Here is a 14243-nt window from a genome sequence, read left to right as displayed (position 1 = left end):
GAAATTAGAAAATGAGGAAATTAGAAAATGAGGAAATTAGAAAATGAGGAAATTAGAAAATGAGGAAATTAGAAAATGGGGAAATTAGAAAATGGGGAAATTAGAAAATGGGGTAGATGCTTATAATGCTAATAATTAACTTTGGCAAAGTTTGAGATGAAAAAGCGATGTGTTGGGAGAGTGTTAGGAGGATTCGGAAGGAAACGGAGAAGTTCGGAAGAGAGGAGGAAGAGTTTTTGATGAAAAAAGGGTGTAAGGGGGGGCTTAGCTTATAGAGAGCTTATAGGAAGCTTATACGAATCTTGGACGATTGGTATAGAAAGGGTATATAAAAAGTTGATTCATAATATAATACAGCGATACAAAAAACGGTAAAAACGGGGTTTCGAGGCGAAAGAAAGAGGAAGAGATGATAGGTTTTAGGCCATAGGCAATAGAGAATAACATCCCCCTTTACACATACCCAGCTGTCGCTGGCTACCTTCAAAGGGGGAATGTGGCGACGGAAAGGGGAATTAGCAAATTAGAAAATTTGGAGATTAGTGAATTTTTGGGAGGAGTTTAGAGGGAATGTGCTGGAAAAAGAGGATTAGAAAATTTGGAAATTAGTAGGAGAGACTCAGAAAAACTTCTCTCTTTATTCACTTACTCGGCTACTACGGGTAACTCTCAGAGAGTATGGGTGAGTGATTTTCAACTTTGCTAAAGGTCGTAGCACGACGGGCGAATAGAAACTTTGTCAAGGTGTAGGGCTCATTGGATAAGCATTGAACTATATAGATTGGATAGACATTAAACGAAGATGAATTTGAGATAGAATACATAATATAAATAAGGTGATAAAAGTTTTTGTGTAAAAACTTCCAATTATCTGTGTAAAGGAGGTGAAAAAAGAGTGAAAAAAGAGGGTGTTTTTTACCAAAATAGCGTCTTGGAAATGTTAAATTTTTGTATACAAAAAGTTAAAATATAGCTAAAAAATAGCGGACTAAAAGGGTAGATTGTTTTTCTTTTTCACAGTTGTATGTAATTAATAATGTTATAGTTGTGTAAGGTTTTTCCGTTGGAAGAGCAGGGTAGGGAAGGGGTAGAAGAGCAACTTTTGTTTTAACATTCGCAATAAAAGAGTTTTGCTGTTTCGAGAAAAATATATACTTTTGTGCATTAAAGTATAGTGATACTATTGTTTCAAAATAGCATATATAGCATTATGAGAAAGTTTTTTCTAACAATTGTTTTTATAGTAATGACGGTCTTCGGGCTTTCGGCTCAAACACCGCTGAACTTAAACAACTTTAATGTTTCCACAACACCAGGGCAATGTGCCTCAGATGGGAAGATTAAGGTAACACTTCCTACTACTATGGGGCCTGTAGGTACCAAGTTGCAGGTAAAACTCGATGTACCTGGTGACCCGAGTGGTCGTACGTGGCCTATGGAAATAGGAGTGACGGGTAAAAATGAACACGAGTTTACTACGCTTAAAGCGGGTACGTATACTGTTACAATGGTGAATGTAGCTAATAACCAGAAATCTACTTTACCTAAAGTGGTAACGGTTACTTCTTCGTACGTACCACCAACTTTTAGAAGTTTTAAATCGGTACCGCCGTCTTGTACAGGGAATGGTAATGACGGTAGCGTGGTTTTCAGAATACAGAAAGGAGCCAAAGGACCTTTTAAAGTGCGCCTTACCAAAGGGGGTACTGAGCTGTATAATGCCACTCATAATGCTGTTGCGGGGCAAGACTTGGAAATCACTATTCAAGGGACTAATGCTAAACCAATTACTACAGGAAGTGGTTATGAGCTTACCGTAGAAGATACAATGAATGGTACTCCGAATTGTGGGGAAACCAATAAGACTACTTTTTCAGTAGCGGCTTCTTCATTGAATATTGACTGTATGGAGTTTGAACTCGACAATGAGAATTCAGGCATACGCGTAGGAGCTGATTGTAAGTTTAATTTTTCATTTCGTATAAAACGAAAAGACAATGTAGGTATACAACAAAGTTTAGAGAATGAAATTAAAGGGAAACCCGGCACTGCTGTTATAAAACACTATGACTCAGCAGGGCATTATATAAATAGTTATGATATTACTTCTTCTTATCAAACGAGTGCTCGCCCACAAAAATCTAGTGCTTATTCTTTTATTACCAATAATACAGTACAATTTCAAGAAGGAGATATTATTGAACTGACCATTAACTTAGGGAAAACACCTATAGTTAAGAAATTTAAACTTGATAAGGACTTAGTAGATGTTCTAAGAAACAAATTGAACCCTACGAATTCACAAGATCCCTTTATATATATGGATAGAGCAGGTTCGACAGCGATAGCAGCAGTGAACCGTTCAGACCTAAACGCTGACCCTGCTAATCCTTGTCCCAGTGGTTCTTCGGCTAAGTATCTGTACGTAGAGGCTAATTGGAAAAAAATAGAATTGCCTAACCCAGACAGTGCTTCTGATAAGATGTACTTTGGGTTCTATAACTGGCAGAACTTTACTCCAGCAGACTGGGTAAAAAATCCATCAGCAGCAGGAGCCAAAGGATTTTACTTTGAAATATACAAGTATATAGGTGCAGGCGACCCGAGTTGGAATGCTACTTATACACAGTCAGAAATAAGCGACTCTACTAAATGGCAACTTCTTACGCCAGGGACTGACTATACTTGGATAAACAACAACGGTAGTTTGTATGCCGATTTAACTTTGCAAGCTAATGGCTACTATAAGGTGAAGTTTAAAACTAAGGGAGCGGGAATTACTCAGTGTTATGAGCCGGAGCGTATTGTGAATATGGCTCCTTTGCCTAATAAGATAGATGAGCGTTTTGACGGGATAGAAATTAATAGAGGGATATTTAAAGGTACTGTATCTATACGCAAATGGGTAGCAGGAAACCAATTTAATTACCCTATCACTGTGACTGTTGATTATTTAGACGATGGGCACAGTGGTACTACTCGTACATTTGACTTCCAAACCGCTTTACCTTTTGAACCACTACACAAAGTAACGTATACTTTCCCTATGGTAAAAGAGGTGAGAAACCCTGATACTGCTAATGAAACGTATCGTTTTGAGTTTGGAGACCTTCCACAAGGTAGATATAATATTACTATTAAAGACCGTTGTGGCAATGAAGCAACCAAAGAATTCAACTTAAATACTCCGATGCAGTATGACAAAGATGAGGTGAAAGTAGAACAAGGATGTGTGGGAGCGGCAAAGGTTTCGTATGAAATAGGAACAACTCCTGTAGGAACACTACGTTATGCACAATATACTTTATTAAAAAAGACTGCTACAGGCTATGACCAAGTAGTAGGAAGGAGCAATGACCATTCACACACCTTTAATAACTTATCAGCAGGAGAGTATCTGTTACAGTCTACTTATTTTTATTACGCACGTATAAAACAATTGTGGGATGTAGGGAAAGCTTCACAGAGAGAACAGTACTTTACTGATCCAGCTAATAGTATGAATTTGTATAGTGTAATCCCTTCTCCTGACACTCATAAACCTTCTGACCCTGTGAATGATGGTACAGGAGCTTTTCACGTCAGTCGTGTGTACTTAACTGTGAGTCCTACAGGAGAACTCAAACGCGATGTGGTGGGTACTTCGTGTAGTGCGGCATCGGGGACAGGACTTATAGCGGTGAACGTTACAAATCCTGAGTATATCCGTTACCCATTACAATTCAGTATTAAGAATACCGTTACAGGAGTAGAAACTAAATCGCCAGTATTTGGAGCTACTTCTACCGCTACGGGGTACGTATTTAAGAACGTGCCGGACGGTACTTATGCTGTGACCACTTCTCACGCTTGTGGTGATTACCCTGATTCGGCTCTGGTAACGGCAAATAACTATACTTCGCCAGGGGTTACCTATGTGGCAAGAAGCACGAACCCTTGTAATGGTGACGTGGTAGACCTTACCTTTGGTGGTTCGGCGCAACTCTTCAATATAGATTGGTTCCGTATAGAAGCTAATGCCACTGAAACTTTCTTGGGTAGTGAACAAACTATTAGTGATACGGTAACACGCAATACCCAGTATGTGGTGCGTTACAGTTTGAAAGACCTCGGGTTGTGTACTACTAACTCGGGCAGTCATACTATTACCGTAAACTTCGCTCCTGACGCCATACCTCCTGTGATTACAGGTTGCCCATCGCAAAATATTGAAGTAACTGCGGTAGCTAACCAGTGTTACGGAATAGCACATTGGGGAGTGGTAACGGCAACCGATAACTGCCGTATAGGTTCTTGGAGCCAGACTCACCAAAGTGGAGAGCGGTTCCCGATAGGAACGACCTCGGTAACCTATGTGTTTAAGGATACCTCAGGTAATGCAGCTACTTGTACTTTTAACGTGGTAGTAAAATCGCGTGCCGTAGATATGGAGGTAACCAATGATTTTGTAGATGGTACAGGGGCTCCTATCAACCGCGATTTATCACTTACTGAGAACTTCAACTATCGCATTACTTATAGAAATAAAGGAACCGCAGGGGTAGTATCGTCGACTTTAGAGGTTACTTTGCCTAATCACCCTAATATTACCATAGGTACTCCTGATGTTACAGGGGCTACCCTTAATATCTACAAACCTACCTTTACTAAATCGGGTAATGTGATTACTTTTACACTGCCTAAGCAAACACTTACAGCAGGAGGTAATTTACAAACGATACTTATTCCTATTTCATTAAAAGGAGAGTGTTCAGTAATCGGTAAGCCTTGTATGAATGTGTTACAAGCCACTTACTCTTTAACTTACTCAGGAGGAATGGCAGCTTGTACTATTCCTGAACAAACTAGCACAGGCTCTAAAACTATTGCGATATCTACGCAAGAGTGTTCACGTACCGAGATTGCTTGTTCTGGCATAAATACACGCCTCACTGCTATTGATGGTTTTACTGCTTATAATTGGTATAAGAACGGTACACAGATACCAAATCCGTTAAACCATAATTATATAGAGGTAAGCGACCCTGCTACTTATAGAGTAGATAAATTGATGAAATGCGGTAATGTAACCTACACTACCAGTGAAGAAATAAAATTCGTATCCAGCAATAACCTACCAGACCCTATCAGACCTCAAGCTAATGGAGGTGATGTGTGTGCGGGTAACAACTTATGGGTAAGTCACTTTATCTTGTGTAATCAGCCTTCACGTAATATAGTGGTGAACTTCCGCGATAGCAATATAATGTGGCAAAAGCTAAAAGCAGGCTCTTCGCCATCAAGCTTGAACTGTCCGAACTTAGATGATAGCGCTTGGGAAGATGTACATAGCAACAATACTTTTGTTGCCAACGCACAAGGTCATTTCCGCTTGCGTGTATCAGACAAGAATAACAACTGTGAAAAATACTTCTATTTTGATGTATTTACCAATTCACTTTCAGGTGAAATAATAGACTTTGCCAATGTGACCAGCTATCAGCAAGGTTTCATTACTATACGTATGGCTACGGCGGGTCTTGCTTATAAATATGTGTTGAAAAACTCAGCAGGTAATGTAGTGAACCAAAACGGACAAGCCTTTGTGATTACTACTAATTCAGAATACCGAGTGCCTATAACCATAGCCCCTGATACTTATACTGTTGAGGTTACTTCAACCGCTTTGCCAAGCACTTGTAAGGCAACTTTTATACAAAAAATAGAAAAACAAACTACTCTTACAGCCAAAGTAACTCCTAAGGCTTGGAAGAACTGTAACTCACTTACTACCCGTTTTGAAGCCGATGGAGGTAAGAATCCTTATCAGTTTGCTATTTGGAGTATTGACGGCGTGGTACAAAACGGCTATACTGATTACTCCGATGTACCTGCTTCAGCTTTCATAGCTACCATACCTGCAGGTAGTAGCTTTGTAGAGCGTGATATACATATAGACCAACCTGGTAGATATGTGTTCATTGCCAAAGATGCCAACTCAGCTTATGCTCTTACTGCCCCTGTGGATATTTATCCAGAAGGACTCTTAGGCTATACAATAAAAACTCGCGATATCCTGTGTGGTTTTGCTAATAATTCCGGACAGGTGTCTATCACTTATAATACACAACAAAACGTGAAGTCTACCCTTTACAAGTTAGACGACACAGGAGCACGAGTACAAACTATAGGTACCAACTCTACAGGTTTCTTCAATAACTTGGAAGCTGGTAAGTATGAAGTAGAAATACAAATACAGTTATCTACTACCAATATATGTACTTATAGAAACCGCAATATTGTAATTAAAGATATAGAAAGCACTTTGCGTGCTTATGCAGGAGTAGCTGAGGATATCTCTTGTGATACTTCAAGTCCTACCAAAGAGTATATAGTACATATTAACAATGTGTCAGGAGGTACTGGTACAGGTTATGAGTTTAGTACTAATAACGTATCGTTTACTACCGTGCCTATTTTGCGTGTAGGTTCTACAGCAAGTGTGGTATATGTACGCGATAGTAATAAATGTACTCTTGAAATACCTATTACCATAAAACCAATAGTGCCTGCTACCGTAAGTGCTTCTACTGTTACTTATGACTGTGAGGGTAAAGGTACCTTTACGGTAACTACTAACCCAGCAGGTAACTACGAATACGACATTGTAAAAGACGATGGAACCCTCAGCGAAACGCGTACTTCTAATGTCTTTACATTAGACCCAGGTATTTATAGTGTTTATGCGCGGTATACACCGAAGACAGCTACGGGCACAACTCCTAATGTGTTGTTTAAAGAAGACTTTGGTAAAGGTAAGAATACTTGCGACTCCGAGTCGGTATTTATTACTTGTAATGCCAACGGTACTACTTTGGGAGATAACCAGTATATGATTACACGCCAAGTACCTACCACAGGTACTTACTGGGTATCTACACCACCGTCAGACGCTTCGGGAGTAACTGATGGTCGCTATTTAGCAATCAACGGAAGTAGCCCTGATAATGATAATGGTATTGTTTACAAGCGCACGATTAGAGATGTAGTAGCCGGTCAAGAAATGAGTGTATCAGTGAACTTGTTCAACTTATTACCTGTTACTTATATAGGTGGTACTAACCCTAACTTGGTAGTACGCTTGTACAATCCTGGTAACCCAGCGCAATACGTTGAAAGGTCATTAGGTGAACTTCCTCGTACAGGAGCTTGGATTAATAAGAAAGTAACCTTTGCAACTACTGATATAACTTCTAATGCTTATATATTTGAGATTAGAAATATAGCAGCAGCTTCTACTGTGGGTAGTGATTTAGCAGTGGACGATATTCTGATTACACAACCTACTAAGATATGCCAAGTGCGCGCTGAAGGTCTTTCAGTGAAGATTGACAATAACAAAGGCTTTAAAGCACGTGGTACTACCTACGACGAAAAATGTGGCAAGAATGATGGTTCTATCTTCTTGACAGTTGATAATCCACCTTCTACATTTGTAGTAGAATATCAAATAGCGGGTACTACTACTTGGACGAGTGTTACCCTTACACAGCTTAACCCTGCTCAAGGGGTGGCTACTCTCACAGGAATCCCAGCAGTAAATAATGGTACGTTATTGGTGCGCAAAGCTAATGAACACAGTTGCCAAACAGCCTTTAACTATACTATTAACAAGCCTGTACCTTTAACAGTTACGGCTACAGTTACAGCTCCGGTGTCTTGCTTTAATACCTTTGCGACAGTACGCTTTACTGCCGAAGGAGGTGCAAGACCTTATAAAATATTCCGCTTTACTCCTATAACAGGTACTACACCGTCACAATCGAAATCGGCTGTAAATAACGAAGCTGACTTTAACTTACAGGTAGGTACTTATGTAATTGAAGTAGAGGATAACAATGGTTGTACAATGACGGCTACTCTTGATGTGCCAGCACCTAAGCCATTGCAAATAGAAGTAGTAGACTTAGAACCTTGCTTTAAAGGTGGTAATACAGGTCGTTTGCAAGTGAAGGTAATAAATGGCAATGGTAGCTATCAGTTTAGTAAAGACGGAGGCGCAACTTTTGAGTCCAGCGCTACGAACTTTATCATTTACGAAAACCTATCGGTTGGTCTTTATAACTTTGAAGTAAAAGATGGTGCTGACTGTCGTACAAGCACTTCTTATACTATAGACAACCCATTGCGTATGCAAGTAATCTCTAAAGCAGCTTTAACTTGTGTACCTAATAGCGAAGCCGAGTATGATATTACTTACTCTGGTGGTAAAGCTGGAGGTGCTCGTCAGTTCTTGTGGAGCAATTCACCTACTGCCAACTTTACAGTAGCAGCCCCTACAGGTATTGCTATTAGCCACTCTGGTAATACTTATACTTTCAAAACTAAGATACCAGGTGATTACTACTTTAAGATACGTTACCAAATGACCAATGGTGACTACTGTGAAGTGATTTCACCTAAACAAGAAATCAAGAAAGATGCTCCTGCTTTTGTAGTTACGCCTACTGTTGAAGGTATTAACTGCGCAGGCGTTAATTCAGGTAAGATACTCTTCAATAATGCCAACATTTCAGGAGGAGTAGCTCCTTATACTATAGAGTTTAATAATGGTCTTACCACCGTTACACGTCCAGTAGGAGATATTACAGGATTAGCAAAAGGAATCTATACTCTTACAATTGTAGATGCTTCAAACTGTAAATCCGACCCATTAGGTCTTACTGTTACCGAAGTACCTGCAATGGTAGTCTCCGTTACCCATACTGACCTTGAGTGCTCTACTACGGGTACTCAGAAAGCTCAGGCAAGTGCTTGGGTGAATAAAGGAGGTACTGCACCATTCACTGTTACTTTAAATAAGAACGGCGTGGTGAATGCTACTCGTACTAATGTAGCTACTGGTTCAAGAGAAACCTTTATGAACTTAGACATTGGTAACTACCAAATAGTGGTAGAAGATGCTAAGTCTTGTAAGTATACTTATGACTTTGTTGTAAAATCCGATGCTAATGGCTTGGACGCACGAGGTACAGCCACAATAGGTTGTGCTGCCAACTCCGGTGAAATAGCTATCTCAGTATACGATAAGTCAGGTGGAACTATCGGTGCTAACCAATACATCGCTGTATATCGTGAAGGCATTACTCCTCCTTATGGAGCCACTACCAGTGTACAAGAAACAGTGGCTAACCCTCTAGGAGGAAATGATACTTGGTTCCACGGTGGTGCTGTGGTACCTACCACCTTGTCCGATGGTAGTATTAAAATGGCTTCTACTTACACCTTTACAGGTGTTACACCAGGGGTAACCTATACCTTTATCGTGTACGATGCAAGTAGCAAGTGTACTTTTATCAAGGAAGCTAATATACCTGTACCTACACAATCGCCTTTAGAAGCTACTATCACAGGTGTTGCTTCTACTACTTGTGCCGATGCCAATGACGGTAAGGTGTTCGTTCGCTTGAAGAACTGGACAAATCCAAATGTTACCTATCAAGTATTCCGCTATACACCTACTTATCCGTCATTAGGAACTGCTGTAGCGAGTGGTCCTGTTACGCCACCATTAACAGCAACTCCAGCAGTAGGTCAAGATATAGTAATAGAAAATGTTCCAGCAGGTAGATACTTTGTCCTCTTTACTGAGGGTGGAACTAACTGTACACAAGGTACTACCAACTTTACCATAGGTAAGTCAGCGTCTTTATTGACAATGACTGCTACGGTTACCCGTAAGGCAAACTGTCAAGCACCGCAACCACAAGGTCTCGGTAAGATAGTAGTAGATGCCGCAGGAGGTACAGCCCCTTATCAGTATTACTATCACAATACTACTCTATCGCCAGCACCTACTGGTACTGCCTTAGAGACTGCCCTCACTACTTCTACTGATAACGAATCAAAAGACGTAGAAGCAGGTGTTTGGAAAGTATTTGTCAGAGATACTTCTGGCTGTTTGAGAGAAAACACAGTTACCGTAACCGTCGATTCTCAACCTTCTGTTGCCTCAATTACTGTCGATGACGCTTGTAGCGATAATACCGATTATCCTATTAGAGTGAAGTTTAACAGCATAGGTATTGGTCAACATCAATACAAGATAGACGGTATTGTGAATTGGCAAAACATAACAGTAGCTACTGAAACTGTTTTACCAATACGCTTAGCACCAAATCCAAATCCATACACCATCTCATTTAAAGATGCTAATGGTTGCGAAACTAGTACTACATTTAGAGTATACGAGATGATTAAGTTTGATGCAAGTCACTTACCATTGTTACCTTGTGGTGCTACTAATACAGTAACTATCAATGTAACTAATATCACAGGTGGTTCAGGTACTTATAAGTTTAGTCTCTACCGTGTGATTAACAAAGGTACTGCCAACGAACGTGCTGTGCCAGTGGTTACAGGGGCTAATGTTACAGGTAATGCACACAGTGTAATAACCAATGGTGGTATAGGTAGCTATCTCATCAATATCTATGATGCAGCTACTTGGGGTACTCCTGCCGAATGTGCTAAGTCGTTAGACTTCGTAGTAAGACCTCCTGAAATACCTAGACTCGAAGTCCTTTCGGTTACTACACCTACTTGTTATGCCGAAACTGCTACCGTACGTATAAAAGCAAATCCTGTTGATGGTATTCCATATACCTTTACAATCACCGATAATGTAGGGGTAGCAGTACCAGGTGTAACTCAGGTTCTAAATGGTAATTACGTAACCTTTAATAACGTACCATCAGGTGCAGCTATCTTAGGTGGTGCTACCTACCGTATTACAGCTGTAAGTGCACAAGTTTGTTCATCAACCATTGAAGTAACGGTTACCTCTCCTGATGTAATCTCAACTACCAATGCCCTTAGCAAAAAAGAGTACACTTGCGATGCTGATACAGGTGAAGTTACTAATCCACAATTGCATTTCGATTTGAATAATGTAACAGGTGGTACTGAGTCTTATACACGTATTGAATACCGAGAGCTTGCCTCAGGTACCTTGCTCTATCAACAGCAAGTAACTCCGGGAGTAACCTCTTATAGCTACACCTTACCAAGCTATTTAACTACCGCTAATAGTTACTATGCACAGGTGTACGATACCAATGGTTGTAGTGCAACTACTACCGCAGTGACTATTTCACCTACACTTATGATGAGCGGTCTTACCGCTACTCAGTTACAAGCGAAGACTTGTAATGTAGATGAAAACATCTCTGTAACCCTCAGCACTACCACCGTATACAGTGGCGAACCTATCGAGTACTCAGTGAGCAAAGTAGGTTGGGGTACTATTACCGTAATACCTCCAGTAACGCTTAACTCACTCACTTATACATTCACCCTTACTGAACCTTACGCTTATGTGATAAGAGCTAAGAATATGATTACAGGTTGTGAGGTAAGTACCAACTATACCGTCCTCGATCCTAACACCTTGTTGTTAGAAGCTAAGAACCCACAAAGGGTAACTTGCTACGGCGGTACAGGTTCTATTACCTTAGAACTTACCGACACCCGTCTTTCTGACGGCGACCAAGTGGCTAACGGATTTAGCTATACAATCTATCCGTTGCCAGTAGGTACTCCTATTACAGGTAACTCTACAGGTGCTACCATAGCACACGCAGGCTTGCCAGCAAGCAAGTACAGGGTAGAAGCTATCTCGGCTATTTCAGGTTGTAAAGCCGAAACTACCTTCGAGATAGTACAAGCCGAAGCTCCTATAACTGCTTTTGCTAAGGAAACACACAGCGTAACTTGCGATAACAACCTTGGTGAGATACTTGTAACCGTATCAGGTGGTTGGGCTCCTTATACTGTCAATATCCAAGGCGGTGCTATTACAGGTCGGAAAATTATAGCTCTCAATGGCGATAGTGCCTTGTTCACAGGCTTAGTATCTACGGGTACTCCTGGTGGTGTAGTAACCTATACCGTTACCGTTACCGATGCGTGGGGCTGTTCAGTAGTTTCAGGTACTACACAAGTAGGCTTGAAATCACCCGACCCAATTACCGCTACTGTTTCTGTAACTCGTGATGTTACCTGTCAAGGTGACCACGATGGTGAGATTACTATCGACCCAGCAAGCGTTAGAGGTGGTTCAGGTAGTTATGTTTATACTATTGTAGATTCCAATTTAAACGCTTTCACTCAATCGGGAACTACCTTTAGCAACTTGCTACCTGGTATGTACACCGTTGAAATTTGGGATACTTGGGGTTGTAACCTCATCGTTCGACAATTGGAAGTAAAAGAACCTAAGCCTATCGTAGTGAATGTAACCGATTCTAACTTGCTTGTATGTCACAAAGGTAACGACGCTTGGATAGAGTTCACCGTTGATGGCGGTCGTCCTAACTACGACATCGCTATAATGAAAGAAGGCTCTAACGTTCCTGCACATACCGATTATGCTACCTCATCAGCAACCGTAATCCGCGCTTCTAACTTAACCGAAGGCGATTACGAGATTGTGGTAACCGATAGCGTAAGCAGTACAACCAACGGCTGTGTGATGTCGCCTACTTATAAGTTCAGCGTTTACTCAGCTCCTGACCTCGACCCAACTACCGAGCAAGGCTTCAGTTGTGATAATAACGACTTCACAACCTGGATAGAAGTACGCTTCAAAGACGAAGTAGATTTCAATAAGATAACCTACAAACTCAATGGAGCTACTACACCACAAACCTTCTCGCGTAACAACGGTGTGAATGTCGGCTATATCGACCAGAACAGGTTTAATATGAGTATAGCAACTCAAACCTTAGAAATCGTCTATACCGATGTCCATTCAGTTACCGGAGCTGTTAAACAATGTACTCAAATGGCTACCAAATCAGTAACTGTGGTAGAGTATCGCCAGTTGAACAATATCGTGAAATCACCTACTACCGTTATCAATACACTACAAGTAGAAGGTGTAAACGGTGTGAAACCTTATCGTTATGAGTTCAATGGTGAGGATTACGATACCAATAACGTCTACGAATTGAGAATGAACGACCGTGAATACACCGATCCAGTGAGCGGTAAGAAACTCAAAATAGTAGATGTAGTAGTACACGATGCAGCAGGCTGTACGTTCTCGAAAACGTTCTATGAAGAATACTTCGATGTATTCATACCGAACTTCTTTACTCCTGACGGCGATGGCAACTACGATACGTGGGCACCACGCAGGGTAGATAAGTATCCGTTCATTCGTACTACTATTTACGACCGCTACGGTCGTCGCCTCAAAACGCTTAGAGCAGGCGAAGAATGGGACGGTAAGTACGACGGTAGAGATATGCCAACAGGCGACTATTGGTACCTCGTAGAACTTAGCGACGAACACGATACTCGTACCTTCAACGGTAACTTTACACTATATCGTTAAGATTTGTTTGCTTCATAGGTTATACATTAATTAATATTTATTTTAAAAGGGCTATCCGCTAAGGGTAGCCCTTTTTCATTTCTTAAAAATTTTATTGCTATCCCAACTGTAATGGTCATTGTATTTTCCTTCACTTTATTTATTATCTTTTGTCTTTTATTTTTATCTTATACACTCCTCGTTTGCTAATTTCCTCATTCTCTCATTTCCTCACTTCTGGTATTATTGGCTTATTTTGGTGTTATCAGTTTTATCCCCTATCTTATGCATCATAATTAACGTCAGTTACAATTTATTCATTACTGTTCCGTGAAATTCTTCAGCTTTAGCTCAGTAATCCGTGAAATCTTCGCGAGACTTCCAGGCTTGCTACCTATTTGTTTGATTATTTTAAGATTTGTAAGATTTCTGTAGCGTAAGCTACACTTTTCTCTTACACCAATCTCATATTAACTTAAAACACTATAAACTCAATTAATGTTCGATTATAATTTAATTAATCGTTATTGTAGAGCCACTGTAGAGCCATTGTAGAGCCACTGTAGAGCCACTGTAGAGCCACTGTAGAGCCACTGTAGAGCCACTGTAGAGCCACTGTAGAGCCACTATAAGCCCACTATAGTTCTGTTTAAGGTTTATTAAAAGTTCGTCAGGCGTCTCACAGAGCAACTGCACAAAATTATGAAGTATAGGTCAGTTCGATATATACAAAGCGAATTAAGAGTTGAAGAAAAATACTATATTGTTTTATTGATAGTTATGTTCTTCACGTATGATAAGCATCGCTACTTCCCCCTTTGAAGGGGGTAGGGGGGATGTTTATAATCAACCGATTAGCTCAATGCAAGTTGCTAATCCGTACACA

At 40.5% G+C, this 14243-nt stretch carries 1 protein-coding gene; it reads left to right on the top strand.

Annotated features, from left to right (window positions below; genetic code table 11):
• Nucleotides 1-1210: 1210 nt before the first annotated feature.
• Entirely contained in the window at nucleotides 1211-13378 is a 12168-nt protein-coding gene (locus HMPREF1321_RS10900; RefSeq protein ID WP_034576071.1) for a T9SS type B sorting domain-containing protein, read from the top strand.
• Nucleotides 13379-14243 lie beyond the last annotated feature (865 nt).

Origin of the sequence: Capnocytophaga sp. oral taxon 412 str. F0487, assembly GCF_000271925.1 — a bacterium.
GTDB lineage: Bacteria > Bacteroidota > Bacteroidia > Flavobacteriales > Flavobacteriaceae > Capnocytophaga > Capnocytophaga ochracea.
Note: the sequence above shows the minus strand (reverse complement) of the source record. Positions and strands in the feature narration are given on the sequence as shown.

Bases quoted from the DNA above. Each gene is read 5' to 3' on its own strand.
- HMPREF1321_RS10900 (WP_034576071.1), top strand. From the start codon at position 1,211: ATGAGAAAGTTTTTTCTAACAATTGTTTTTATAGTAATGACGGTCTTC.